Source organism: Pseudomonas sp. GW821-FHT09D08, from assembly GCF_059416305.1.
Genome location: NZ_JBWKOX010000010.1, coordinates 163,155 through 188,375, shown reverse-complemented (window position 1 = coordinate 188,375; position 25,221 = coordinate 163,155). Strand labels below are relative to the sequence as shown.

Below are 25,221 nucleotides of genomic sequence, written 5' to 3'. Positions count from 1 at the left end.
TCCGGAGAATCCCCATGACTGCCATTGCCCACGCACAACCGATCAGCCAGGAACTGCAAACTTTTATCGACAAGGTCCTGCTGGAAGCAGAAGAAGCCTTCACCGTGTTCCGTGAAACAAACACCATTACCGCCGCTGGGACGGTCGGCTTTATCGAGCGCGTACCTGGCCAGGAACTGTTGGTATCGGTGAGCTACGGAGGCCCGTGGAACTACCGCAAACCGCTGCAAGCCACGGTTACCGACTTTGCCGGCAACGTGGTTTTTGGCAAGGGCAAGGGCGGCCTGGGGCGCTACACCAAGCTGTTCCAGCAACACCCGGATGTGACCACCGTGTCCCACGTGCATTCGCCGTACCTGGGCGCCTGGGCCCAGACCCACCGCACCTTGCCATTCCATTACGTGCCGGTGCAGCGCTACCAGTTGGCCCGTGAACTGCCGGTGTATATCGACCGTCGCCAGCAGGAAGTGGATTTCATCCTCGACAAGATCGCTGAGAACCCCTTCAACCTGGCGATCCTGGAGGCCAATGGCGGCTCCACCGTGTGGGGCAAGCAAGGCCTGCGCGCCACCGCCGAATTCATCCTGTTGCTGGAGGAGGGCGCACAACTGCAATTGCTTGCCGACGCGCTCGGTGGCTCACGGGCCTACGGGCCGGGTGTGTTGACCCAGCAATGGAAAATGAGCGGCCTGTTCGAACAAGCCACGGCACTGGGCCTGGTCCCGGCCATCGACCGCCGCTAACGCCTTAGCAGCCCTCACAGGGTTCTCTATTTCAAGGATGTTTTTTATGGCGGTAAAAATTCTTTGGTACTTGACCACGCCCGATGGCCCGTACCCATGGGAGCCGGAAGGCCGTTGGAACACTGATTTCCAGCACCTCAAGCAGCTCGCCGTGGCCAGTGATCGCCTGGGCTACTACGGTTCGCTGCTCGGCTCCAGCCCCAATGAAAGCCTGGCGGTGGCCGCGTCGTTGATCGACGCCACCCAGCGCCTGCGTTTTCTGGTGGCGCAGCACCCGGGCGAGTTATCGCCAGCGGTGTTGGCCAAGTGGGCGCTGACCTTCGACCAGTTCTCCAATGGCCGCCTGCTGTTCAACGTGGTCAATGGCAATGACGCGGGCCTGGCGACACTTGGGGTGCACTACCCGCATGACGAGCGATACGCCTTCAGCCTGGAATACTGGCGGGCGTTCCAGGGTTTCTATGCCGGCGACACGCGTGGCTATGACGGTGAGTACGTCAAGCTCGCACCGCGTTCGCCGGGCGCAGCCAACCATCCACTGGGCGGCTGGCATCCGCCTTACCAGAAGCCGGGCATCCCGTTGTGGGGCGCCGGAACCTCAGGGCCCGGCGTCGAGCATTCGGTGCAATTGCTCGACGTGTACCTGAGCTTCGCCAACACTCCGCCAAAACTCGGCGACAAGTTTCGCAAAGTCGCCGCTGAAGCGGCGAAGATCGGCCGCGAACTGACCTTTGGCACACGCCTGCAAATCATCGTGCGCGAGACCGAGGAAGAAGCCTGGGCCCACGCCGAAAGACTCCTGCAACGCACCTCGCTGCAAACTGCGCGCAACGCCATCGAGCGCCAGTTGCCGGCCGGTGTGAGCCTGGAAGATTTCCACAGCGACGACCCACAGACCCAGCGTAACGTCGAGACCATTCGCGCCGGGCGTTTGCCGACCGCGCGTGAGCTGGAGATCTATCCTAACGTATGGCTTGGCCCGAGCCTGTTCGGCTTCAATATCCTCGGGCCGGGCGCCGGTACCTACTTGGTGGGCAGCGCGGAACAGGTCGCCGAGCGCATCCGCGAATACGAAGCCCAGGGTACTTCCGCGTTCATTCTGTCTGGCTTCCCGCTGATCGATGAAGCCCACCGCGTGGCCGACCTGCTGTTCCCACTGCTGGACCTGGACCATGGCTTTGAAGCGCCGCGCCTGGGTGTCAGCCAAAAATCGCCGCAGCGCCAAGAGGCTTGAACCATGAGTGATGGATTTTCCCGCCGGGTGTTTCTCGGCAACAGCTTGGCCATCGGCGGTGGTCTGCTGTTGGGCGGCTGCGACAGCGGCGCGACGACTCAAGGTGCCGCCGTACTGAGCGCTAAGCCCGTCAGCGGTGGACGCCTGCGCGTTGGCATTATCGATGGCGATCAGTCCGGCAACCTGGATGCGCATAAACCGGTGGGCGGCGGGATCATTCGTGGCTGGGCGCTGTACAGCAAGTTCTGGGAATGGAACACCGATGTCAGCACGCGCCTGGCCCTGGCCGAGTTCGCGGAACCGAATGCCGACGCGAGTGCCTGGACTATCCGCATCAAGCCGGGCCTGGAGTTTCACCATGGCAAGACCATCGGCGCTGACGACATGCTGTTTTCGTTGTTGCGCCTTACCGATCCCAAGCTGGCATCGCCGTTTGCCGGCCTGGTCGGTGCCATTGATCGCAATGCCTTACGCAAGCTGGATGAGCGCACCATCGAAATCCGCTTCAAGCAAGGCCAGAGCTTCTTCCCTCTGGATGAAACCCTGATCAGCTTTGGCGGCATCGTCCCCACCGACTATGACCCCATCACCAATCCGGTAGGTGCCGGCCCTTACAAGCTCAAGCGCTTCGTACCGGGCCAGCGCTCGTTGTACACGCGGTTTGAGAATTACTACAAACCCGGCCAGCCTTATGCCGATGAGCTGGAAATCATCGAGTTCAAGGACCAGGTCTCCCGTGTTGCCGCGTTGCGCGCCGGACAGATCGATGTGGCCAGCGGTGTGCAGGCCGAGCACAGTGCGTTGCTCAAGGCCGACTCACGCTTGTCGTTGTGCGTGTCGCCAAGCACTTCGTTTACCGGTTTCAATCTCAACCTGGCCAAGCCGCCCTTCGATGATGTGCGGGTGCGCCAGGCGTTTCGCTTGCTGGCGGATCGGCAAGAGCTGGTGGACCGTGGCCTTAACGGTTTCGGTCGCGTTGCCAATGACCTGTATTCACCTCACGATCCCACCTACAACCATGCGATTGCTCAGCGGCCGTATGATCTGGAGCAGGCCCGTTCGCTGCTGCGTCAGGCCGGGCAGACGGATTTGCGCGTGGAACTGACCACCACGCCTGGGCCCGGTGTGAACGCCGCTCTGGTGCTTGCCCAGCAAGCGAAAAAGGCCGGTGTCGAGATACGCGTGAGCCAAGTGGATGGCGCTGTGTTCAACGGCCCGCAGCGTGAGCAGTGGCAAGTGTCGCCGGGTTCTACGCCGGCCCGGGGTTTCCTGGCCTCGGCACTGCACAACGACGCGCCTTTGGCGATCTACAACCGCAGCAACTTCCATGACCCGCGTTTTGATGACCTCTACCGTGAGGCCCTTGCGCAGCCAGACCTGGAGTTGCGTAAAAGCCTGGTACACGAGGCCCAGCAGATTCAACACGAGCGCGGCGGATTGCTGATTTGGGGCTTCAACGATGTGCTGGACGCTGCCTCGGTCAAGGTCGGCGGTTTGGCGCCAGAGCAGACCACCTTCGCTTCCTGGCGGTTTGACGAACTGTGGTTGAAGCATGCTTGAGCCGTCTACCAACCCTCCACGCACGCCTGCTTGGTTGTCATGGTTTATCGGGCGCCTGGGTTACGGCCTGCTGACGGCCTGGGTTATCAGCCTGGTGGTATTCATCGCCACTCAGGCACTGCCATCCGACCCCGCGCGGGTGATCCTCGGCCCGGACGCGCCGCTGGAAAGCATCCTTACCCTGCAACACCAGTTGGGGCTCGACCAGCCAATCCTGTGGCAATACCTGCGCTGGCTCGGCAGCGTCTTGTGCGGGGACCTCGGGGTTTCCCTGGACTCCAACGCGCCGGTCAGCCACATCCTGTGGGGGCGTTTGGGCTACACACTGGCGTTGCTAGTCGGAGTGATCACCGTGGTAGTGCCTGGCGCACTGGCCCTTGGCGTGGCCCTGGCATTGCGACGCGACAGCTGGCTGGATCGCTGGAGCCTGTCGTTGCTGATCTTTCTGAAAGCCACGCCGGGGTTTCTGTTGGCGATTGGCCTGGTATTGCTGTTTTCCATGCCACACATGGATTTCTTACCCGCGGTATCGATCCTGGATCCCGACCTGTCGCTGCTGCGCCAACTCAAGTCGCTGGTATTGCCGATATTCGCCTTGAGCCTCACTGCATTGCCGTACCTCACGCGCATGGTAAGGGCCGCCGTGATCGAGGCCCAGGAGTCCGACTACGTGATTGCCGCCAGGCTACGCGGCATTCCGCAGCGGCGGATTGTCTGGTGCCACACGTTGCCCAATGCGCTGGTACCGGCGATCCAGGGTGTGGCGCTGACCTTGCGTACGTTGATCGGAGGCGCCGTGCTGGCGGAAGTCATCTTCAGCTATCCCGGTATCGGCACCGCGCTGAACGCCGCGATCCAGATGCGCGACCTGCCGATGATCCAGGCGATTGTGCTGGTGATCACCCTCGCGGTGGTGCTGATCAACCTACTGGCCGACCTATTTACCGTACTGCTTACACCCAAGCTGCGCACCGCACGGCGGGTGACCCTGATTCAACGCAACCGAAGGGGAATAACCCCGTGGTGGCGCCGCTCCCGAGGTGATGCATGAGTGCCCGTCGATGGTTGGCCGAACCACAAACACGTAAGGGCGCGTTGATCACTTTGCTGGTGGTGGCCGTGGCGCTGTCAGGGCCTTGGTTGGCACCTCACGGGTCGACGGACATGGTCGGTCCTGTCTACGGCGCGCCTGCAGGTGACGCGTGGCTAGGGTATGACTTCCTGGGGCATGACGTGCTGTCGCGGTTGCTCAGCGGTGGTTTGTCGGTGCTGTGGATGTCGGTCGCAGCCGCTAGTATTGCACTGGCGGTGGGTACTACGTTGGGGTTGCTGGCGGGTTTGTCGCGTCGGCGCCTGGATCAGTTTATTACCTGGTCGGCGGATGTGTCCCTGGCGTTCCCCGACCTGATTCTGGTGCTGCTGATTGTGTCCATGTTGGGGCGCGCACCGTGGTTGATCGTGCTGACAGTCTCCATCGCCTTTATACCGGGCGTTATCCGTTTGGCGCGGGCGAGTGCGGTAGCAGTGGCAGGTCAGGAGTTCGTTGAAGCGGCGCAAATGATGGGCTATTCGCGACGCCGAATTCTGTTCAAGGAGATCCTGCCGAACATCCTCACGCCGCTGCTGGTGCATTTCGGCAACATGCTGACCTGGGGCGTGGGCATGCTGTCGGGCCTGAGTTTTCTTGGCTACGGCGTGGCGCCACCCACCGCTGACTGGGGGCTGATGATCAATGAAAACCAGGCCGGCCTGCTGGTGCAACCCTGGGCCGTATTGGCTCCGGCGGTGCTGATCGGTGTGTTTGCCTACGGCACCAATATTTTGGCTGAAGGCATCGGCCGCAGCAGCGCAAGGCTGGGAGACAGACAAGCATGAATGTGATTACCGAAATCGAAGCCGGGGTGTTGCAGGTCCGCGACCTGCGGGTGGAATTGCCGGGGCATGTGGATGTCGTGTCGGGAATCTCGTTCAGCCTGGCTGCCGGGGAAATTCTCGGTTTGGTGGGGGAGTCGGGCTCGGGCAAGACCACCTTGGCGACTGCGTTGCTGGCACATGCCCGGCGCGGTGCACGGATTGTGGGCGGACAGGTGCACGTAGGTGACCAGGCATTGTTGAGCCTGGAAGGCGAAGCCTTGCGCCGTGCTCGTGGCAGCCTGATCGGTTATGTCGCCCAGGACCCGGCCACCGCGCTCAATCCGGCACTGCGCATCGGTCACCTGTTGCGTGAGACCTTAGCGGCGCATCCTTCTGGGCTTGACCGCGAGGCGCAACAGCAGCGCCTCATCGAGACCCTGCGTGATGTCGGCTTGCCGGACGATCACGGGTTTCTGCGGCGCTTTCCCCATCAACTGTCCGGCGGCCAGCAGCAACGGGTGATGCTGGCGCTGGCTTTTGTGCTGCGCCCGCGCCTGATCGTGCTGGACGAGCCAACCACTGCGCTGGACGTCAGCACCCAGGCGCATATCCTCGCCACGCTGCGTCGGCTTTGCAAAAGCCAGGGCGTAGCGGCGGTGTATGTGTCCCACGACCTGGCGGTGATCAAGGACCTGGTGGACCGGGTGATGGTGATGTACGCCGGGCGCATCGTTGAAACGGCGACGCGGGATGAGTTGTTCAGTCGACCGTCCCATCCCTATACCCGAGGGTTGCTGGCGGCGATTCCGGATGTGGCGGGACGGCGCGAATTGACGGCGATTGCCGGGCATGCACCGGCGCCAGGGCGTCGGCCCCAGGGGTGCAGTTTCGGGCCGCGCTGTGAGCGGTTTACGGCTGGGTGCGCGGTGGCTGAGCCGTTATTGCAGATGAACGCGGCCGGTCGTGGGGTGGCTTGCCTGGCGCCTCACGATCAGGCGTTACAGGTCAAGGCACTCGCGCCAATTGCGGCCTTGAAGGGCCGGGTAGAGCGGTCACTGTTGTCGGTCAGAGGCTTGAACGTCGCCTATGACCGGCAGGTGTTGTTCGATGTCTCGCTGCAGGTGCAACCGGGTGAATGCCTGGCGATTGTGGGTGAGTCGGGCTCGGGCAAGACCAGCCTGGCGCGGGCTATTGCTGGCCTTGGGGAGAATGCCGAGGGGGCACTGGACTACGCCGGCCGGCATTTACCGTTGCACGCCCGCCAGCGCGATGCAGGCCTGCGCCACCAGATTCAATACATCTTCCAGAATCCATATCGCGCGTTGAACCCACGGCAAACCGTGTACCAGACTCTGAGCGCGCCACTGGCGCATTTCTTCGGCGTAAAAGGGGCGCCAGCACGGGAGCGAGTGGAAGCCGTGCTCAAGCGTGTGTCACTGCCGGGATCAGTCGCCGGCCTCTATCCCCACAGCCTGTCAGGTGGTGAACGCCAGCGAGTGGCCATCGCCCGTGCGCTGTTGTGCGAGCCCAGGTTGCTGATCTGCGATGAAATCACCTCGGCATTGGACGTATCGGTACAGGCGTCGATCCTGGACCTGCTGCGCCAGCTACAGCGTGAAGGATTGACGATGTTATTCGTCACCCACGACCTGGGCGTGGTGCGCGCGATTGCTGATCGGGTGCTGGTGTTGAAGGTCGGAAGGGTGGTGGAGCAGGGGGCCGTTGATGATGTTTTGGATCAACCACAGGCGGCCTATACGCGCACGTTGCTGGAGCATTCGCCGTCGTTGGGGTGAATGGCTCCGCTGCACAGTGATCGCCGGCAAGCAGGCCCCTACAGGTACACAAACCCCTTGAAGGAACCGGCTTGCCGGCGATGGCTTCAGCCGTCGTTAAGCAATTTTCGCCTTGCGCCGCAACGCCTCTTCACGCACTGCGGGGATAATCCACCGCCCATAATCCACGGTGTCGTACAGCGGGTCATAACCGCGATTCAAGAACGTGGTAACGCCCAGGTCCACATAATCCAGCAGTGCCTGCGCCACCGTTTCCGGGGTACCCACCAGCGCGGTGGTATCGCCATAAGCGCCCACTGCTGTCGCCGTCGGCATCCATAGCGCGCGATCATGACGATCACCCAACGCCGCCGCCGCTAACAGACGTTCGGAGCCGGTGCCCTTGAGCCGCTTCTGCCACGGACTGCCCGCCGCAAACTGTGGATTGGCCTTGATCTGCTCCAGGATCTGCTCGGCGCGTTGCCAGGCTAATTCCTCTGTTGCCCCCAAAATCAGCCGCACCGACAAACTGACCCGTGGCGCTTCAACACCCGCTGTTAATGCTGCCGCCTTCAGCTTGGCAATTTGCTCAGCCACGCCGCTTAATGGCTCGCCCCACAGCGCATACAGGTCCGCATGCTTCACCGCGATCTGATAGGCAATGTCGGAAGAGCCGCCAAACGAGATTGGAATATGCGGCTGTTGCAACGGTTTGACCGGTGAAAACGCACCCTTGATGTTGAAGTACTCACCTTCGAAATCGAACGGCTCTTCGGCCGTCCAGGTGCGTCGCACAATCTCCAGATATTCATCGGTGCGCCTGTAGCGTTCGGTCTTGTCCAGCAGAAAGTCGCCGTCCTGTGGCTCGGCGGTAATGCCGGTAATCGCGTGCAAGCGAATGCGCCCGCCGCCAGTGGTATGGTCCAGCGTGGCAAACGAGCGGGCAGCGACGGTCGGCGCGGTGAGGCCGGGGCGATGGGCGATCATGAAGCCCAATCGCTCAGTGTGCGCCGCCGCATACGCGGCAATTTGCAGGCTGTCGGCACTGCCGGGGCCGCTGGCGATCAGCACACGGTCGAAGCCTGCATGCTCATGGGCGCGGGCATGGTGACGGATAAAGTCGAGGTCGAAATCCGGGCTGCGAACGCCACGGGTTTCGGACCACTGGCGAGGGAAAATCATGCCGACAAATTCGATAGACATAACGTGCTCCTGGTGCGGATCAGAATTGATAGTCGACCTGGGCCAACAAGGTGCGGCCAGGCATGGGTTGCAAAAAAGTGTTGGTGGAACCGGCCAGTCCGCTGACGAAGTTCAGTTTATTGGTCAGGTTGAGCACCCGTAACGTGGTGCTCCATTGCGGTTGGCGGTAGTACACGGCGAGATCGAGGTTGTATTCGTTCGGGATCTTTACGGTCTTGCTGAGGTTCAGGTACCAACTGCTGGTCCACCAGCCTGAAAGTTCGGCGCCAAAGCCTGAGTCGAAGCGGTAGTCGACATACCCGCTGGCGGTGTATTCAGGAATCTGCACCGCGTCGAAACGCCCGGACGGCCGCTGGTTGAGGCTATTGTTATCGCCGAACACTGTGCCGTTGTCGGGAATGAACCCCGCTGAGGCAAATCCGGCCTGGGAGGTGAACTCGTTATAGGCGTTGAGCTTGGACAGGTTCAGACCGCTGCGAAGGTGGTCGTCCGGTTGATAGCGCACGGTGGCTTCCACACCCTTGATCATCAGCCGCGCGATGTTGTTATTGCTGTCAGGTGCCTGGTCGCGGGCTTGCTTGAACGCCGCCAACGTCATGAACAGCTGGTTAGGCACTGCTTCGACCTTTACCCCGACTTCATGCAGCACGCTCAAGCTCTGGAACGCCAGCGGGTTGAGCTGGTTGGCGCCACTGCCGCTGCCCCAGCCAAGGCCGTTGGAAAAGAACCCGGTGTTGACCGCCAACGAGCGGTCGAAGGTGTAGTACAGCGTGGTGTTTTCAGTCGGTTTTACATACGGGCTGACCTGGAAAGCAAACAGCCGGTAATTGTCGCTGTCCTTGCGCCGGTTGCCACCGGCGAGTACGAACGGGTTGTCGATCTCGGCCTCGATCCAGCTGCGGCTGGCGCCAATATTCAAGCCGAAATACTCGCCGTACTTGAGGTTGTGCTGGCTGAACAGGGTTTTGGTGGTCCAGGTGCTTTCAGCGGTGTAGGGCGCCACCGATTCGGCGTACAGGCCGTGCCCAGCTTCATACATGGGCGGCAGGTTGAGCCAGCCGTAGTAGTTGGAGTATTGCGGCACGCCGGGTTGTCCGATCCAAGCGCCGTTGCCGCCGGCAGGGTTGCTGGCGTTGAGGCCGAGTAAGTCACCAGGGTTTTTGCCGGAAGGGCCTTGGGTCAGGTCATAGGCATTAATGGTCGAGCCAAAGCTGTTGTTCGCAGCAATCGACTGGTTGAATTCGCGGCGGTAGATCAGGCCGCTGTTGCTGTCATCGCGCAGGGTCCAGCCGCCCAGCTGGGTCTCGTTGCGCGAGCGGAACTCGAAGCGGTTATCGAAAATGTTGTCCTTCGATTGCACCTGGAATGCGCCCACGGCATCGGTGATGTCCTTGGAGCGTTCATAAAAAGTGCTGTTGGCTACGGTGATAGTCGGCGACAGGTCGGCCTCGATACGCAGTTGCGTGGTAAAGCGCCGCGAGCTGCTTTCGTCCTCTTTGCGCTGCCCGGTCTGTGATGACAGCGACTGCTCGCCATTGCCCGCCAGCGTCGGGTCATACACCCAGCCACGCAGGCTGCCGGGGTTGGCCTGGGTATTCGGTGGGGCGGTCTGGAAGCTGCCGTCGACCACACTGTATTGGCCCTGGGCGTTGCGTTGGCGTTTTACCCAACCGAGTGTTGGCGCATCGGCGGCGCCCGAAGCCAGCACCGGCGACCACAGGGTACTGCCGTTCTGGATAATCGGCGTGGCGCGCCCGGCGTAGTATTTGCCGTTGTCCACCAGGTCCTGGGTAGCGCGGTTCCAGCCGTGGGTGATGTTGTAGTCGTAGTAATTGTCGTAGCTGGCGTTCCAGTCGACGCGCACGTTGTCGTTGCGCCAGGCCAACGCGCCATAGAAGGCGTCAAAATTGTTCTCGACATTGTCATAGAAGTCCTCCTGGCGCTGCTTGGTGATGCTCATGCGGTAGGCCAGGTTGTCACTCAGAGGCCCGGTGTTGTCGATGCTGAATTTGTTGGAACTGCGTGAGGTGCCGTCTGGAACCCACGAACCCAGCTCGCCGCTGAGTTTGGTCTTGAACGCGTTGAAGTCGGGTTTCTTGCTCAGGTAGTTGACGTAGCCGCCGCTGCCGGATACCGAGCCGTAGGTCACCGAGGACGGGCCGGCAACGATGTCCGCACCTTCATAGGCGTTGAAGTTGGCGGGGTGGCGCACGGCGTAACCACGCTGGCCGTCCTGGAAAATCTCCGAACCCTGGCCACGAAACTGCGGTGCGATACCCGCGTTTTGCCCGCCGCCCCGAGTGATGCCGGGCGCATATTTGACCAGGTCGTCGGCGCTATGGATCGCGCCGCTCGCCAATTGCTCGGCGTTGATTTGCACCACGGAGCGCGGCGTGTCCAGCACTTTGGTTTCCGTGCCACCGTACACTGAGGTCGGCGGGCGGGTGGGCAGTGCGTCGTCATCCGACTCGCTGGCACTTGCCTGCACGGTCACGGTTTGCAGTTGGGTATCGGTGGCAAAAGCCTGCAGCGGCAGGGTGACTGCCAGCAGCAGGGGAAAACGCAAGGCGATAGCGTGCATGGCAGAAATGACTCCTGTCGAAAATGGGTATCAATGTGATGCCTCGTAGGCGCCCGGTTGATCGGCAAGGCTTGGGGGCCTTATCGCCGGCAAGTCGGGCTCCTGCGGGGAATGAGGTGTCAGGCCGTGTCTTTGAGCCAGAGCTTCTCGAAGCGCCAGGTGCTGAACAGCGACTGTTCTGCCTGGGCCCCACCGACGCGCGTGGAAAAGCTGTCCAGCAGGTCGGCATACCCCCAGATCAACATGCCGCCGCGTTCGTACTGGATCTGCTGCACCTGATGCACCAGAACCTTGCGTTTTTCCAGGTCGGGCTGGGCCATGGCGGCGAGGAACAGTTCGCTGAATTGCGCGTCGTTGAAGTGGGTCTTGTTGGATACTGCAAAGGGAGCGTCGGTGTGGATTGCACTGGCGAGGAACGGTGCACCGATGCTGCCCCCGGTGCTCAGGGTCCAATCGTTTTTCAGTGGGCCCTGGAAAGTGGCGAGGTCTACTTGCTTGACCTTAAGGGTGACGCCGATGCGCTTGGCCTGCTCAGCCAGCACTAATGCTGAACTCAGGCCTGGACCCGGGGTGGTGATCAGTTCCACCTCGAGGTTTTCCTGGCCGGCGTCCTTGAGCAGTTGTGCGGCGCGCTGAGGGGCATACGGTCGCGGGCCAAGGCTGTGGTTGAAGGTGGGGTCGCTGGGCGCATACAAATCATTGGCCACTCGGCCCTGGCCATTTAGCGCGCGACGGACCAGTTCTTCGCGGTCGGCCAGCAAGCGAAATGCCTCGCGCACCCGCGGGTCGTTGAAGGGCGGCTTGTCCAGATTCATATCGAAGGACAGCCAGTTGCCGGTCACCGATTTGATGACCTTCAACCGTGGGTCCTTCTCCAGGATCGGCAGCTGTTCGGTGGGCATCGAGTTGGCCATGTCGATCTGCCCGGCGCGCAGTGCGGCGAGGCGTGAGACCTGATCCTTGAAATCGATGATTTCCAGCTCGTCGGCGTACGGCTTACCTTCCTTGTAGTAATTCTCGAAACGCGTGAACAGGGAGCGCTGGCCGGGGGTGAAGCTTTTCAGTGTGTAGGGGCCGGCGCCCACCGGATTGGTGACCGGGTGGTAATCCACCGGCACGATACCGCCGAAGTTGACCCAGGTTTCGGCCAGCGGCATATAGCTGCGGCCGTCGCGAAAGTTCAGGCGCACGGTGCGGTTGTCGAGTTTGACCAGGTTGTCGCGGTCTACCCAGTGCAACAGTGCCGCATACGGCGAGGCCAGTTGCGGATCGGTGAGACGGCGGATCGAGAACATCAGGTCGTCGGCGTCAATGGTCTTACCGTTGTGGAACTCCAGGCCCGGATGCAAGCGCAGGGTCCAGGTGCTGGCATCCGCGTTGGGCTCGGCGAACTCGGCGAGTGCCAAGCGCGGCTGCATTTGCTCATCCCACTCCCACAACTTGCTATACAGCGCAAAGCCACGAACGATGCCGCTGCCCACCGGTTTATGCGCGTCCAGATTGCCGCTCTGGTTGCCATCGAGAATCCCCAGGCGCAGGCGGCCGCCGTAGCGTGGCTGGTCGCTGCCGGTGGCGGCAGCCGGTGCGTTATTCGGGCCGCAACCCGCCAGCAGCAGTGCGCCGCCGGCGGTCGCGCTGTAGCCGAGAAAGTCTCGACGGCTCAGCAGTAAGGTCATGGTTTCAGGCTCCGCCGTTGGCCGAGTGCAGTTCGCGCACCGGCTCCAGCGGGCGGCTCAACACTGAACGTTCGCTGCGAAAGTGCGGCAGGATATGCTCGCCGAGTCGGTAGGCTTCTTCCAGGTGCGGATAGCCGGCGAGGAAGAACAGGTCGATGCCGAGGTTGTTGTATTCGCGAATTCGCGCCACCACGTTTTCATAACTGCCAACCAGCGCGCAGCCCGGTGGGATGCCGATATAGCCGAAGCCAGCCCACACGTTCGGGTGGATAAAAAAGTCTTCGAAACCCTGCGCCTCGTTTTTCTCGGCAAAACCATGCTCGTAGCTCAGTTTGCGTGCGGTGCGCAGCCCGGCGTGGGCGGCCACGGCCTTGACCGCGCCACGGGCGATGCCTTCGTCGAAGAAACGCTTGGCTTCAGTGCGTGCCAGTTCTTCGGTTTCGCGGGTGATCACATCAATCGACAGGCCAAAGCGAATATCGGTGCGCCCCCATTTCAACGCACGTTGGCGCAGGTCGGCGATCAGTGCGGTGATTTCATCCGGGTGCTCGGCACGCATCAAGTAGAAATCCGCGTGCTTGGCGGCGAACTCCCGTGCAGCGATGGATGAGCCAGCCGTGCAGATAAGTGGCAACTGCGCCTTTTTCAGCGGCGCGCGCAAGCCCCCACCGTCGGCCTTGTAGAACTTGCCATCGTAGTGAAATGACTCGTTGTGCCAATAGCCCTTGACCACGTCCATGAATTCGGTGGCGCGCTCGTAGCGTGCATCGTGGTCGCTGTAGTCGCCGACCTGGCGCTGGATCGCGTCCGAGCCACCGTTGATGATGTTCCATACCAGGCGGTTGCCGGTGGCGCGTTGGTAGGTCGCCGCCTGCTGCACGGCCACCCATGGGGTGTAGTGGTAGGGCTGGAACGCGGTGACGAATTGCAGGGTGCGAGTTTCGCGGGCCAGCAGCGAGCACACCGTCCATGGCTCTTCGCCGCTGGGCGCGTTGACCATCAACACACCGCCGAACTTATTGATCTCGGCGGCCTTGGCGATCTGGCCCAGGTAGTCGATGTAAGTGAAGTGGTCGCCCACGCTGAACCCGGACACAGCCCCGGTGCTGTCGGGACCGCCCCGATGCCAGTCGCCACGGTTACGCGGGTCGCCCGGCAGGAACTGGGTTTCGCCGTGCAGCGGCAGGCGAGTAAAAAATTCGATGCTCATGCAAGCCTCCTGCTTACTGCGCGGTTGGGGCGCAGACTGGGGTGATCGGCTGGTCATTGATGACTTTGTGGGCGAATGGGATCGAGTCCTTGAGCGAGGCATTGACCGTCGCGCTGTGGCCCAGGCCTTTGTACAGGTGGCCTTCGACTACGGAACCGGCGTTGCAGGCGTCCTGCATCAGCTTGACCTGGGTCGCGGCGGCTGGGGTGACGTCTTCGGCACCGGTACCGATGAACACCGGTTTGGACGTTTTCAGGGTGGGGTAGGCGACTTGCGCGAGCCACGGCGCGAGCTGTTTGCCTTTGTAATCTTTCTTGGTGTTGGCAATGCTCAGGCCCAGGCCCTCCACGTCGCCTTCTAGAGCGAACAGACAGCTAGTGCGAGCCTGTTCGAAGATGGGCAGCGCCTTGTCGGTGTAGAAGTCCGCCGGGTTGATGCTCGGGTCGTATTGCTGGGCGGCGAGCAAGGTGTAGAAGCCGTAGGCCAGGGTCGGGTCGACTTTATTGCGCACTTCCTCGCTGGGATTTTTCGCGTAGTCGAGGGTGTAGATCACGCCGGTGCCGATGCTGCCCTTGACGCCAAGGTCCGGGGCGTAAGTGGCGGCATAGGCCGCTGCGGCAAACGCGCCGGCCCCGCCTTGGGACTGGCCGACGATCAATACCTTGTCAGCCAACCCAGGTACGCCTGCAACTACGGCCTTGGCGGCGTCGAGGATGCCGTAGGCGGCCATGCGGCTGTTCAGCAACGGGTGGCCGCCGGGTACGCCGAGCCCTTGGTAGTCGGTGGCGACCACCGCAAACCCTTCTGCCAGCCAGCGGTTGAGGTACGCCACATCGCGGTAGGAGCGACCTTGCCAGGACGGTGCACACACATCTGCGACGCCGACTGTGCCATGGCCCCAGCTTGCGACCGGCCAACCGCCGGCCGGCGGTGTGCCCTTGGGCAGGAACAACGCGCCGGAAACCACGACTGGGGTTTTATTATCGATACCATCGGTGGAGGTGTAGAGGATGCGTTGGGCGCTGGCGGCGTTTGCCAGGCTGATGGTCTTGTCCAGCGGTTCGCTGCGCAACAGCTTGCCCGGAATGGCCGGAATGGCTTTTTCCCAGGTGTAGAACGCCGAGACGCGGCCATCACCTTGCAGTGGGTCCGGTTTTGGGGCGTATACGTCAGCGGCGAATGCGCTCATGGACAAGGCCAGTACGCTGAGACCGAAGGCGAAAGAATGCGGCAGTTTCATTATCAATTTCCCTATCAAGGATTGGTGCTGACCTGGCCACGCAGGGCCGGCCAGTAGTCAGTGAGTTTCAGGTCGATCAAAGCCTGGTTGGTAAAGCCGGTAGCCAGTGACGGGCCGATGTCATAGGTGTCGCGAATCAGGTGGTTGGCCAGGGCGTAGGTGGTGAGGGCCTGATAGTGGGCCTTGAGTTGCGCATCGCTTTTCGGCGCCCAGCGCTCCTTCCAGGCCACCGGGTCGTTTTGGTCGTCGCGACGCAGCACGCTTTCAGCGGTACCGGCGCGAGAGGACAGCTGGTAATAGGCGTCCTGGTTTTGCGGTTGAGAAATCCACCACGCTGCCTTGACCCAGGCGGTCGCCAGCAATTGGGTGATGTCTGGATGCTGCTGCACGAAAGACTCGGTGCCCCATAGGTCGGAGATCAGGCGCCAGTCATTGTTGCCCTGTTTGGTCGACCAGATGATCTTGCCCACGCCCTTGTCTTCCAGGGCATAGGCCTCGCTGAGCAACACGGCTGCATCGACCTTGCCGGCAGACACCGCTGCCGCGCCGACCTGCGGGTTGAGGTTGGCGATCTTGAAGTCATCGAGCTTCAGGCCCTTGCTGGCGAGGAAATTGCTGAATGCGAACTCCCAAGGCCGGCCACGGTGCAGGGCCAGGCGCTTGCCCTTGAGGTCTTCGATGGTCTTGGCGCTGGAGCCTTCGGGCACCACCAGGTAAATGTTGTTACCACTGCCGCCGGGCACGATCAGCTTGCCCGGCACACCGCCGGCACCGGCGATCACTGAGGGCAGGTCTCCGCGTACGGCGAAGTCCAGGCTGTTGTTGCTGAACCCTTCGTTGATCTGCGGGCCGGCGCCGGCGTGGGGTAGGGCGATCCATTCGAGTTTCACCCCGCGCTCGCGCAGTTGGGCCTCCAGCCAACCGTCTTCGATCACGCGGCCGGCAATCCCGCCAAACACTGGCTTGCCACCTTGCGTGTAGGCCACGATAGCGATTTTTACCGAGGCCGGGGAAGCCGACTCGGCGAGCGCCGCGCTGCTTGCCAGTAGGCCGAACAGAGCGATGAGGCTTCTGTGCCACAAATTTCTCATGAGGTTTCTCCCTACCTGAATTCAAAACCCTTTGTAGGCGCGTGCTTGCCGGCTCCTACAGGGGATCGTGTTGGGAGCGAGAGAGCAGATTGCATGCCAGCAGCTTGAAAAATCGCTCTAGACCGCGTGCTGCATGGGCTGCAGCGTTTGAGGTAGCAATGGCCTGTCTGATCTGCTGCTGGTGGGCGAACACGTGGGTGCTGGCCGGTTGCTGCTCTAGCAGCAGTGAAGGGTCATGTTGTTGGTATATGCGATAATTGAATATATAAATATTAATTTATAATTAAATGATCTAGAAAACTTCATGCACTATTGAGCACGCGCTTTTACTGCCAGGAACGCACCATGTCGCTGATCACCCATCCCAATCCTCGCGAATTGACCAAGTCGGTGCGTGCCACCGTGCTGGTCTTCAAGGACCCGCGCTCGCAGGAATTACTGTCACGTATTGAACGTCTGGCACCCAGCGAAGCCAATACCTTGATCATTGGCGAGACCGGGACCGGCAAGGAATTGGTCGCACGGCATATCCATCATCTGAGCCGTCGCGGACGTGAATCTTTCGTGGCGGTGAACTGCGGCGCGTTTGCCGAGACCCTCGTGGAAAGCGAATTGTTCGGCCACGAGAAAGGCGCGTTCACCGGCGCTACCACCCAGAAGGCCGGTTGGTTTGAAGCCGCCAACGGCGGCACGCTGTTTCTCGATGAGATCGGTGATCTGCCGTTGAACATGCAGGTGAAGTTGCTGCGCGTTTTGCAGGAGCGCGAAGTGGTGCGCCTGGGCTCGCGGACACCGATCCCGATCAATGTGCGGCTGGTGGCCGCCACTAACGTTAACCTTGCCGATGCCGTCGTTGCAGGTAACTTCCGCGAAGACTTGTTCTACCGTCTGCACGTCGCCACCATTCGACTGCCGCCTCTGCGCGAGCGGCCGGGCGATATCCTGCCCCTGGCGGAATTTTTTCTCGAAGAGCACTGCCAGCGACTGGGGTACAACCGCGCCACGTTGAGCATCGATGCTGAGCGAAAGCTGTTGGAACATAGCTGGCCGGGCAATATCCGCGAGCTCGAAAATGCCATTCACCACGCCTTGCTGGTGTGCCGCAACCAGTTGGTGCAGCCGCCGGATCTTCATCTGGTGGACATGCGATCCTCGGGTATTCGCCAGGAAGAGGCTACCCATACTCCAGCCGCCCTCAGCGGTCCCGTGGACTTGGAAACGGCCCTCAATGCGTTATTCGAACAGAATATTCCCGACCTTTACGAGCATATTGAAGAGACGATCTTTCGTGCTGCTTACCGGTACTGCCATGGCAACCAATTGCAAACTGGGCGCCTGCTCAATATCAGCCGCAACATTGTCCGGGCGCGACTGGAAAAGATTGGTGAGTTGGGAGCGTCAGCGAGAATTTAACTGATCTATCCGCAACTAAAGCAATGGTTGTTTTTGATCGTTCATGCGAGTAGGCGATTGGTTGTACCTGACGCCTCAGTCGCTATGGTGCAAGGTTATATCCTCATGTTTTTTTAATATTTATTGTTATATGGCGCGAGCAGTAAAGTACTGTTAATTCCTTCATGGCCGCCATTGGAAATTGTCTATGAACATCCCGCGCGGACACCCCAGCCCGATTTTGACATTGCCTCAGGGCGATAAAGATCCTCTTTCAATCCGAGCGAAAGCGCTGGTATTTGCCGACCCCCGGTCTCGGCAGTTGCTGGAGTATCTGCAGCGGGTGGCGCCCAGTGACGCGCCAGTGTTGATCAATGGAGAGACGGGCACCGGTAAGGAGTTGGTGGCGCGCTACATCCATTCGAGCAGTGGCCGCACTGGCGCTTTTATTGCGGTCAATTGCGGTGCGATCAGTGAGACCCTGGCTGAAAGCGAGTTTTTTGGCCATGAGGCCGGTTCGTTTTCCGGAGCTGTCGGTCGGCGAGCCGGCTGGTTCGAGGAGGCAGATGGAGGGACACTGTTTCTCGATGAGATTGGTGATCTGCCGCTGCCTTTGCAAGTTAAATTGCTGCGTGTCCTACAGGAACAGGAAGTGGTTCGGGTCGGCTCGCGCAAACCGATCAAGATCAACATCCGATTGGTGACGGCTACCAACGTCAATTTGGAACAGGCCATTGAAGCTGGCAATTTTCGGCTCGATCTGTTCTATCGAATAAACGTCGCCCAAGTGGAAGTTCTGCCGTTAAGGGCACGTCCCTTGGACATTCTGCCGTTGGTGGAACACTTCAGGAAACTCTACAGCGCCCGCCTTAAAATCAATGAGCCTATGCTTTCGGAGTCGGCTACTCAGGCGCTGCTCGATTATCCCTGGCCGGGGAATATCCGAGAGCTCGAGAACGTTGTTCACTTGGCTTTACTGGTGGCCGGCGACAGACCGGTCCGCCCCGAGCACTTGAAGTTCTCGGCAGGCCTTAGTGCATTGCAAGGCGCAAGTTCCAACGGGGTGCAAAAGCTTCCTCAGGAAGTGCTTCGCGAACAGTTTTTGCGATTGTTCGACGTTCCAGGTGATTCGCTCTTGCACGATATTGAGGAGCTGATGGTTCGCGAGGCTTTTGCCTACTGCGATTTCAACCAGTTACGCACCGCGCAACTGCTGGGTATTACCCGCAACGCCATGCGCACCTTACTGGTCAATCACGGCATGCTCAAAGGCCGAGCAAAACCCTGATCTGCGTTCAACCTTGTTTGACCTGGCTGGGTGGGTTACCTATACGGCGCAGCTGAGGCAGCAACTGCGCGCCCAGGTGAATCGCTTCCTCCAAATGGGGAAAACCCGACAGAATAAAACTGTCCACCCCCAACTGGTGGTACTCCTCGATTCGCTCTGCCACCTGCGCATAACTGCCGACCAACGCTGTTCCTGCGCCGCCGCGTACCAAGCCTACTCCGGCCCAAAGATTGGCTGACACCTCAAGTTCCCGAGCGCCGCGCCCACGGCCCTGCATCAACTGCGTCTGCCTGCTTTGCCCCACCGACTCATACGCCGCCATCTGCCGTTGTGCATGGTCAATGGTATCCGTCGGGATTTCTTCCAACAGCCGTTCCACGTGGGCCCACGCCGCGTCGTCAGTGACAGCGGCGAACACGTGCAGACGCAGACCGAAGCGCAGCGTACGGCCTTGGGCGGCAGCCAGGTCACGCATGCGTTGGATGCGTTCGGCGATCATCACCGGCGGTTCGCACCACATCAGATAAGTTTGCCCATGGGCCGCACCGACACGCTCGGCGGCTTCGGAGGCGCCGCCAAAGTAAATCGGCGGCACTCGTGCGCCCGGCGCAATCGGCGTTTGAATGCCGCTGCGGTAGTAACGTCCCTGATGCGCAGGCGGTTGGGCTGCCCATACGGCCTGGAACACCTGCAAAAACTCTGCAGTGCGTGCGTAACGCTCATCGTGTTCGAGAAAATCCCCGAGGGAGCGCTGTTCAAAACGGCTGGAGCCGGTCACCACATGCAACGCCAGGCGGTTCTCGCTGAGCAGTTGCAACGTCGCCGCGCGGTGGGCGGTATAGGCTGGCAGCTCGGTGCCCGGTCGCAGCGTCAGGAGGAATTTCAGGCGGCGCACCTCCTGGGCCAGCACCGCAGTGATTAACCACGGGTCTTCAAACCCGGCAGCGGTGGGCACCATGATGCCGTCGAAACCGGCCTGCTCGGTGGCGCGTACAATCTGGCGCAGGTAGTCCAGCGTCGGTGCACGCTCGCCTTGCTGGAACAACCCGACCTTTGGCAAGCCGCTGCTGGTGAGGTGACGGCCATCGCCATTGGTGGGTAAAAACCAGTCCAGTTGGATCGGTGGGCGTACATCATCAGTCATGGTGCAGGCGCTCCTTGCGCAAACCCTGTTGGAAAAGCAACGGTAAAACCTGTTCGCCAAAGCGCAGTACTTCGCTGACTGACGGCCCGCCCTCCAGGATCAGGTGATTCAAGCCAATTCCGTGCAGTTCTTGCAGGCGTGTGGCGACTTGTTGCGGGGTGCCCACCAGGATCAGCGGTTGGCCGGCTTCCCGTTGCAGCAGGTTGGGATGCACTTCCCACTGGCGTAGCGGGTGGCGTGCTCGGGGCAGGGTGGCCAGGGGTTCCTCGGGCAATTGAGGAACCGATAATAAAGTGGCGGCGGTCTCCCAGGCGAGGTCTTCGCTGTCGCCGAGGATCAAGCCAAACGTGCAGGCAAAGTCGAGCGTAGGTTGGACCTGCCGCCAGCGCTGTATCTCCTGGGCCAGTCGTAATGGGTGGCCAGGCGCTAACAGGCAGGTCCGCGCATGTGCCGCCACCAACGCATGGCTCTGGGTGTCGTCCAGTAGCAACGATGGGGCGGGTATTTCGCGGCGGGTGAAGCCGGCGTTCTCCAGTTGGAAATAACGGCCCTGATAGTCGAACCCTTCGGTGTTGGACGCCAGCAGGTGTTGCAGCAGTTCCAGATATTCGCCAATGCGTTCGCTGCGTTGGTCGCGGTTGAGCCACTCCCCAAAGGCACTGTGTTCGCTATTGGGTAAATGTAGCCGTACACGGTGGCCGCTGATCGACTGCAGGCTTTGCAGGGTAGTGGCCAGCGCGGCTGGCAGCATCACTTCCGGCGGCACACTCACCGACAACTGCACGTTGCGTGTATGCGCGCACAAGGCTGCCGCCACGCCCAGGCTGTCGGCACATAACGCGCCGCCGGGAATCCAAAGGCCATCGAGCCCGGCGTATTCCACAGCCTGGGCCAATTGAACCCATTGTCCCGGCCGCGCCGCCCAGTCAGGGGTACACAGGGGCATCAACCAACTGAATTCTAGGGGCATGCATAAGCTCCATTATTCATGGTTTTTTCCAACCCAAGGCCGGGGCGATATCCTGGGCCAGGATTTCCAAACGTTTGAGTATTTGTGCCTGGGTCGAGCTTTCGGCCTGAACCACAGCAATCATGTAGTCAGCATAAGGCAGCAGCGACGGGTCCTGTTGCAAGCTTTCGATCACTTCATCGGGATGGCCGTGGTGCACGTTCATCAAGCGCAGGTGTTCCTGCAAATCCAAGGCTTCGTCGATCAGGCCCTCACGTCGCAGGCGCGGGATATGCCGCTCGATATCCACCGACAGTTCGGCCTGGGCGCTGGCGCGGTCGATGGCGGGGAAAATCGCACGCACCACGCCGATACGCGGTGCGCGGTCAGTGCGGGACCAGGCTTGCAGGTAGGCGTCCGCCAAAGGCTTTTGCACGGTGAGCGGATCATGGGTGGCGGTGCCCAGCAGCAGTCCATTGCCTTGTCGGGCGGTATAGACCGCGCCGTCAGTGCTGCCGTGGGAATGCCAAAGGCGTTCGCCCAGACCGATGGCAGGCGGTTGCAACGTCAATTCGCCGGTCAGCGGTTTACCTTCCAGAAGGCGCTGTAAACGTTGCTGACGCTCGGCAAAATCCGCCTGGCGCCGGCTTGGGGCGCGATCAAAAGCGCTGAGGTTATCGAGGTTGGCGCCACCACTGCCCAGGCCCAATTGCACCCGCCCGCTGCTCAGGGCGTCCAGCACACTGGCGTCTTCGGCCAGGCGGATCGGGTCTTCGAATGGCAACACAATCACCCCGGTGCCCAGTTCGATATGCCGCGTGCGTTCGGCAACGGCCGCCAGCAGCACCAAGGGTGAAGGAAGACGACCAAAGCCATTGCTCAAGTGGTGCTGGGCAATCCAGCCACCGTCGAAGCCGAGGGCTTCAGCCACTTCGAATTGTTCGATCAGGTCGCGGTAGACCTGCTGCGGGTCATCACCAAAAGCGTGGCTGAGGAAACCCAATTTGAACGTCATGACGGGACTCCTGTGGGTTGCCAGCCCAGTGCGGGTGCGATGTGTTCGCGGATGATCTCCAGGGCACGGATCGCCTCGCGCAGCGGCGTGCTGGTGGTCTGTACCTGCAGGATCAGTTGGTCGTGGGCTGTCAATGGCGGGCCTTGCTGCAATTGCTCGATGATCTGCTCCACCGGGCCGTGCAACACGCCGAGGCGCTTGAGGGTGGTGTCGAAGTCAACGTCCAGCGTGCCCTTGAGTACGCCGATGCTTTGCTGGCGTTGCACATAGGCCTGGATATCGCGGCGTGTGGCGTCGTCCGGTGCGGGGAGCAACGCCTGCACCCGTGCGACCCGGGCGGGCGTGCCGTTGTCGCCGGTCCAGGCGTTGCGGTAGCGGTTCACCCGTTCAACACCGGCTTCGGCAGGCAAATGCGGATCGGGTGCCATGATCAGGCCGTGGCCACGTTCGGCTACCAGTTCCACCCGCGAGGTGGCTTCCCACACACGCTGGCTCAAGCCGCTGGTGCGTGGCAGGAGGCGGGAACCGCTGTCGGTCAGCGGCGCGTTGCCAAACGCATTGAGCAACTGTTGAAGGTGCTGCTCGTAGTCACGATGCCGTGTTTCATGCTCGCGGCCGAAGGCGACGAAGGTCTCAGGATCAAAACCCGCACCCAGCCCCAGTTCCAGTCGGCCGTTGCACAGCAAGTCCAGCACGGCGGCGTCTTCCGCCAGGCGCAGCGGCGCCTCCTGGGGTAATACGATAATCCCGGTGCCGAGGCTGATATGCCGTGTGTGCTGGGCGACGGCCGCCAACACTACCAACGGCGACGGCAAGCGCCCCTTTTCACTGGCGAAGTGGTGCTGCGCCAACCAGCCACTGTCAAAGCCCAGCGCTTCGGCAACCTTGAACAGTTCCAGGGTGTCGCGGTAGACCTTGGGATCAGCGCTCGGGCTATAGACCCGGCTCAGAAACCCGAGGGAAAAACCTGCACTCATGGTTTCACCTCATGGGCCAACTGCTTTTGCAGTGCTGGCCCTGCGCTGACGGATTCCGGCAGGCCACTGAACGGGCTGATGGTCAGGTAGCCCTTGTTCAGCCACACCGCTTCATCGTTCTGTTGCGCAGCGGTAGCGGCGGGGCTGTATTGGAAGCCGATGCCGGGTTTGCCGGGCAGGTTGAACTGCTTGAGATCATCGGTGTACAGCGCCTCAAACCCCACATAGCTGCCAACGCGGGTCAGTTTGACGCCTTTTATCTGCGCATCCTTGGGCAGGTTGATATTCAAGCCCAGGCCCGGCGGCAGCAGCGCGCCATCGGGTTGGCGATGCTGGTCGAGGGCATGCACCAGTGTGGCTACCAGTCGGGCGGCGCGCTGCGGGTCTTTCTCCTTCAGATCAGTACTCACCGCCAATGCCGGAATGCCCCGCTGCAACGCCACGCTCGCGGTATTGAAGGTGCCGGAGGCCATATTGATCGCGCCGAGGTTATTGCCGGGGTTGGGGCCGACGATCACCAAGTCGGGATGTGGCAGGACTTTGTTCAGGCCCATCAGCAGTGCCATCACCGGCGTGCCGCTGATTTCGATCTGGACTGCTTTGCCGGCGCACTCGGTGCTCTGGCATATGCCGTTGTCGGTGGTGCTGATGTAGTAGCTGTCGGGGTAAGCGGGGTCGGTATCTTGCCCAACACTCACTTCGCGACCGAAGAAGAACGAACCGCCTCGCGCGCTCTGATCACTCTGAGGCGCGGCGATTTTCACGTTATGGCCCTGGGCTTTCAGCTCGGTGTAGAGTGCGCGAATGTTCGGATGCTGATAGCCGTCTTCATTGCTCAGCAAGATGTTCAAGGCGAAGGCTTTGGGGGCGATTAAGCTGGCGAAGGCGAGCATCCAGGCGCTGCGTTTCATGCCCTCTCTCCCGTAAAGCGGTTGTCCGGGCGCGGCAGGCCGAGGTTTTCGCGCAGGGTGGTGCCCTCGTATTCCTGGCGAAACAGCCCACGCGCCTGCAGCAACGGAATCACCTGATCGACGAACACGTCGATGGCGCCAGGGAAGTACGGGAAGAACACATTGAAGCCATCGCATGCCCGCGCCTGGAACCATGCCTCAAAGTGATCGGCAACGTCCTCGGCGGTACCCACGACAGGGTTGCCGCCGGCCAGGCGCAGGTACAGCTGGCGGATGCTCAGGTTCTCCGTGCGCGCCAATTCCAGCACCTTGTCCCGACGACTGCCGCGCTGGCCCACGGGGGTTTCCGGCAATGGGCCGTCAAGGTCATGGCCGGAGAGGTCGATGTCATCGCCCAAGGTGTCGGCCAGCAGGCGCAGGCCCAGCACCGGGTCGATCAGCGCCTGGAACTCTTCGAACAGCACCTTGGCGTGTTCACGGGTATCGGCAATAAACGGTGTGACGCCGGGTAGGATTTTGACGTGATCCGGGTCGCGGCCGAGGGCAGCGGCACGTGCCTTGATGTCCTGGTAGAACGCCTGGGCGCCTTCCAGGTTATGCGAGTGGGCGAAGATCAGTTCGGCAACCCGGGCGGCGAGTTGTTTGCCCGGCTCCGATGCCCCGGCCTGCACCAGTACCGGGTGGCCCTGGGGCGGGCGAGCCACGTTGAGCGGGCCGCGTACGGCAAAGTGCTTGCCGCGATGGTTGAGGGTGTGCAATTTGGCCGGGTCGAAATACTCGCCACTGGCTTTGTCGCGAGTAAAGGCGTCGTCGTCCCAGCTGTCCCACAGATCCTTGACCACGTCATGGAACTCTTCGGCACGCTGGTAGCGGTCACCATGGTCGACGTGGTTTTCGCGGCCGAAATTCCACGCTTCATCCGAGACCACCGAGGTCACCAGGTTCCAGGCGGCACGTCCCTTGGACAGGTGATCCAGGGACGCGAATTTGCGCGCGATATGGTACGGCTCGTTGTAGGTGGTGGTCGCGGTTGCGATCAGCCCGATGTTGTTTGTGACGGCAGCCAGGGCCGACATCAACGTCAGCGGTTCGAAGTGTTCGGCGCGGGCCGTACGGCTCAGTGCATCGTGATGGTGGCCCCACAAGGCGACCACATCGGCAATAAACACTGCATCGAACTTGCCGCGCTCGGCGGTTTGCGCAATGTGTTTGAAATGGTCGAAATCCAGGCTGGCATCGGCTTGGGCCAACGGGTGGCGCCAGGCGGCGACGTGGTGGCCGCTGTTGGCGAGGAAGGCCCCCAGTTTGAGTTTGTCGGTGCGGCGGGTCATGAACAGGCTCCCATCAGGGGCAGGTGCGGAGCGGGTGAACCGGCTCC

General features: G+C 61.2%; 20 protein-coding genes. 8 read left to right on the top strand and 12 right to left on the bottom strand.

Translation table 11 applies throughout. From position 1 onward, the window contains the following. Positions 1-14: 14 nt before the first annotated feature. The 6 genes from AC07OP_RS18960 to AC07OP_RS18935 are packed head-to-tail and all read left to right on the top strand — an operon-like array spanning position 15 to position 7,187. A complete protein-coding gene (locus AC07OP_RS18960) occupies positions 15-743 on the top strand; it encodes a class II aldolase/adducin family protein (protein WP_495102142.1) in 729 nt (242 codons plus the stop codon). Between the two features lie 46 nt (positions 744-789). Next, positions 790-1,977, top strand: coding sequence for an LLM class flavin-dependent oxidoreductase (locus AC07OP_RS18955; RefSeq protein ID WP_495102141.1), 1,188 nt, complete (start codon positions 790-792; stop codon positions 1,975-1,977). A gap of 3 nt (positions 1,978-1,980) precedes the next feature. Further along, positions 1,981-3,537 (top strand): ABC transporter substrate-binding protein, encoded by a 1,557-nt coding sequence (locus AC07OP_RS18950; protein ID WP_065941397.1) that lies wholly within the window; start codon positions 1,981-1,983, stop codon positions 3,535-3,537. Continuing rightward, a complete protein-coding gene (locus tag AC07OP_RS18945) occupies positions 3,530-4,588 on the top strand; it encodes an ABC transporter permease (protein ID WP_115488695.1) in 1,059 nt (352 codons plus the stop codon). The genes AC07OP_RS18950 and AC07OP_RS18945 overlap by 8 nt, the downstream gene beginning before the upstream one ends. Next, complete coding sequence (locus tag AC07OP_RS18940) at positions 4,585-5,412, top strand: ABC transporter permease (protein ID WP_115488694.1); 828 nt, start codon at positions 4,585-4,587, stop codon at positions 5,410-5,412. The genes AC07OP_RS18945 and AC07OP_RS18940 overlap by 4 nt, the downstream gene beginning before the upstream one ends. Then, the gene (locus AC07OP_RS18935) at positions 5,409-7,187 is read left to right on the top strand and encodes a dipeptide ABC transporter ATP-binding protein (RefSeq protein ID WP_115488693.1); all 1,779 of its coding nucleotides are present in this window, start codon (positions 5,409-5,411) and stop codon (positions 7,185-7,187) included. Before AC07OP_RS18940 ends, AC07OP_RS18935 begins: the two co-directional genes overlap by 4 nt. A gap of 96 nt (positions 7,188-7,283) precedes the next feature. On the opposite strand, the gene AC07OP_RS18930 is transcribed toward AC07OP_RS18935, so the two are convergent. The 6 genes from AC07OP_RS18930 to AC07OP_RS18905 form a co-directional block, all read right to left on the bottom strand. Then, positions 7,284-8,369, bottom strand: coding sequence for an LLM class flavin-dependent oxidoreductase (locus AC07OP_RS18930; protein ID WP_141155012.1), 1,086 nt, complete (start codon positions 8,367-8,369; stop codon positions 7,284-7,286). A gap of 19 nt (positions 8,370-8,388) precedes the next feature. Beyond that, entirely contained in the window at positions 8,389-10,950 is a 2,562-nt protein-coding gene (locus AC07OP_RS18925) for a TonB-dependent receptor plug domain-containing protein (RefSeq protein WP_495102140.1), read from the bottom strand. A gap of 119 nt (positions 10,951-11,069) precedes the next feature. Beyond that, complete coding sequence (locus AC07OP_RS18920) at positions 11,070-12,626, bottom strand: ABC transporter substrate-binding protein (RefSeq protein ID WP_495102139.1); 1,557 nt, start codon at positions 12,624-12,626, stop codon at positions 11,070-11,072. A 4-nt stretch (positions 12,627-12,630) separates the two neighbouring features. Beyond that, positions 12,631-13,836: an LLM class flavin-dependent oxidoreductase gene (locus AC07OP_RS18915; protein ID WP_115488690.1), complete on the bottom strand. Its 1,206-nt coding sequence runs from the start codon at positions 13,834-13,836 to the stop codon at positions 12,631-12,633. 13 nt (positions 13,837-13,849) lie between these two features. Beyond that, positions 13,850-15,076: an alpha/beta hydrolase family protein gene (locus tag AC07OP_RS18910; RefSeq protein ID WP_065941405.1), complete on the bottom strand. Its 1,227-nt coding sequence runs from the start codon at positions 15,074-15,076 to the stop codon at positions 13,850-13,852. 14 nt (positions 15,077-15,090) lie between these two features. Continuing rightward, a complete protein-coding gene (locus AC07OP_RS18905) occupies positions 15,091-16,167 on the bottom strand; it encodes an ABC transporter substrate-binding protein (protein WP_495102138.1) in 1,077 nt (358 codons plus the stop codon). Positions 16,168-16,512: 345 nt separating this feature from the next. Here AC07OP_RS18905 and AC07OP_RS18900 point away from each other — a divergent pair, with 345 nt between their 5' ends. Then, positions 16,513-17,580: a sigma-54 interaction domain-containing protein gene (locus tag AC07OP_RS18900; protein WP_495102137.1), complete on the top strand. Its 1,068-nt coding sequence runs from the start codon at positions 16,513-16,515 to the stop codon at positions 17,578-17,580. A 187-nt stretch (positions 17,581-17,767) separates the two neighbouring features. Beyond that, entirely contained in the window at positions 17,768-18,847 is a 1,080-nt protein-coding gene (locus AC07OP_RS18895; protein ID WP_141155009.1) for a sigma-54 interaction domain-containing protein, read from the top strand. A 7-nt stretch (positions 18,848-18,854) separates the two neighbouring features. Here the strand turns inward: AC07OP_RS18895 and AC07OP_RS18890 are convergent, their stop codons facing one another. Genes AC07OP_RS18890 through AC07OP_RS18865 form a run of 6 tightly spaced genes read right to left on the bottom strand, consistent with a single transcriptional unit; the run spans position 18,855 to position 25,174 of the window. After that, entirely contained in the window at positions 18,855-19,991 is a 1,137-nt protein-coding gene (locus AC07OP_RS18890; protein ID WP_141155008.1) for an LLM class flavin-dependent oxidoreductase, read from the bottom strand. After that, positions 19,984-20,961, bottom strand: coding sequence for an LLM class flavin-dependent oxidoreductase (locus AC07OP_RS18885; protein ID WP_065941410.1), 978 nt, complete (start codon positions 20,959-20,961; stop codon positions 19,984-19,986). Before AC07OP_RS18885 ends, AC07OP_RS18890 begins: the two co-directional genes overlap by 8 nt. Positions 20,962-20,977: 16 nt before the next feature. Next, positions 20,978-21,955, bottom strand: coding sequence for an LLM class flavin-dependent oxidoreductase (locus tag AC07OP_RS18880; protein ID WP_495102136.1), 978 nt, complete (start codon positions 21,953-21,955; stop codon positions 20,978-20,980). Next, positions 21,952-22,932 carry an LLM class flavin-dependent oxidoreductase gene (locus tag AC07OP_RS18875; protein WP_141155006.1) on the bottom strand — a complete coding sequence of 327 codons (981 nt, stop codon included), beginning with the start codon at positions 22,930-22,932 and terminating at the stop codon, positions 21,952-21,954. The genes AC07OP_RS18880 and AC07OP_RS18875 overlap by 4 nt, the downstream gene beginning before the upstream one ends. Further along, complete coding sequence (locus AC07OP_RS18870) at positions 22,929-23,843, bottom strand: 5'/3'-nucleotidase SurE (protein ID WP_495102135.1); 915 nt, start codon at positions 23,841-23,843, stop codon at positions 22,929-22,931. Before AC07OP_RS18870 ends, AC07OP_RS18875 begins: the two co-directional genes overlap by 4 nt. Further along, positions 23,840-25,174 (bottom strand): LLM class flavin-dependent oxidoreductase, encoded by a 1,335-nt coding sequence (locus AC07OP_RS18865; RefSeq protein ID WP_495102134.1) that lies wholly within the window; start codon positions 25,172-25,174, stop codon positions 23,840-23,842. Before AC07OP_RS18865 ends, AC07OP_RS18870 begins: the two co-directional genes overlap by 4 nt. Positions 25,175-25,221: the final 47 nt, after the last annotated feature.

Excerpts from the sequence above, each read along its gene's own strand:
- AC07OP_RS18865 (WP_495102134.1), bottom strand. The coding sequence starts at position 25,174 with ATGACCCGCCGCACCGACAAACTCAAACTGGGGGCCTTCCTCGCCAAC.
- AC07OP_RS18935 (WP_115488693.1), top strand. The coding sequence starts at position 5,409 with ATGAATGTGATTACCGAAATCGAAGCCGGGGTGTTGCAGGTCCGCGAC.
- AC07OP_RS18910 (WP_065941405.1), bottom strand. The coding sequence starts at position 15,076 with ATGAAACTGCCGCATTCTTTCGCCTTCGGTCTCAGCGTACTGGCCTTG.
- AC07OP_RS18960 (WP_495102142.1), top strand. The coding sequence starts at position 15 with ATGACTGCCATTGCCCACGCACAACCGATCAGCCAGGAACTGCAAACT.
- AC07OP_RS18880 (WP_495102136.1), bottom strand. The coding sequence starts at position 21,955 with ATGACGTTCAAATTGGGTTTCCTCAGCCACGCTTTTGGTGATGACCCG.
- AC07OP_RS18895 (WP_141155009.1), top strand. The coding sequence starts at position 17,768 with ATGAACATCCCGCGCGGACACCCCAGCCCGATTTTGACATTGCCTCAG.
- AC07OP_RS18930 (WP_141155012.1), bottom strand. The coding sequence starts at position 8,369 with ATGTCTATCGAATTTGTCGGCATGATTTTCCCTCGCCAGTGGTCCGAA.
- AC07OP_RS18900 (WP_495102137.1), top strand. The coding sequence starts at position 16,513 with ATGTCGCTGATCACCCATCCCAATCCTCGCGAATTGACCAAGTCGGTG.
- AC07OP_RS18945 (WP_115488695.1), top strand. The coding sequence starts at position 3,530 with ATGCTTGAGCCGTCTACCAACCCTCCACGCACGCCTGCTTGGTTGTCA.
- AC07OP_RS18905 (WP_495102138.1), bottom strand. The coding sequence starts at position 16,167 with ATGAGAAATTTGTGGCACAGAAGCCTCATCGCTCTGTTCGGCCTACTG.
- AC07OP_RS18940 (WP_115488694.1), top strand. The coding sequence starts at position 4,585 with ATGAGTGCCCGTCGATGGTTGGCCGAACCACAAACACGTAAGGGCGCG.
- AC07OP_RS18950 (WP_065941397.1), top strand. The coding sequence starts at position 1,981 with ATGAGTGATGGATTTTCCCGCCGGGTGTTTCTCGGCAACAGCTTGGCC.
- AC07OP_RS18885 (WP_065941410.1), bottom strand. The coding sequence starts at position 20,961 with ATGCCCCTAGAATTCAGTTGGTTGATGCCCCTGTGTACCCCTGACTGG.
- AC07OP_RS18875 (WP_141155006.1), bottom strand. The coding sequence starts at position 22,932 with ATGAGTGCAGGTTTTTCCCTCGGGTTTCTGAGCCGGGTCTATAGCCCG.
- AC07OP_RS18925 (WP_495102140.1), bottom strand. The coding sequence starts at position 10,950 with ATGCACGCTATCGCCTTGCGTTTTCCCCTGCTGCTGGCAGTCACCCTG.
- AC07OP_RS18920 (WP_495102139.1), bottom strand. The coding sequence starts at position 12,626 with ATGACCTTACTGCTGAGCCGTCGAGACTTTCTCGGCTACAGCGCGACC.
- AC07OP_RS18890 (WP_141155008.1), bottom strand. The coding sequence starts at position 19,991 with ATGACTGATGATGTACGCCCACCGATCCAACTGGACTGGTTTTTACCC.
- AC07OP_RS18955 (WP_495102141.1), top strand. The coding sequence starts at position 790 with ATGGCGGTAAAAATTCTTTGGTACTTGACCACGCCCGATGGCCCGTAC.
- AC07OP_RS18870 (WP_495102135.1), bottom strand. The coding sequence starts at position 23,843 with ATGAAACGCAGCGCCTGGATGCTCGCCTTCGCCAGCTTAATCGCCCCC.
- AC07OP_RS18915 (WP_115488690.1), bottom strand. The coding sequence starts at position 13,836 with ATGAGCATCGAATTTTTTACTCGCCTGCCGCTGCACGGCGAAACCCAG.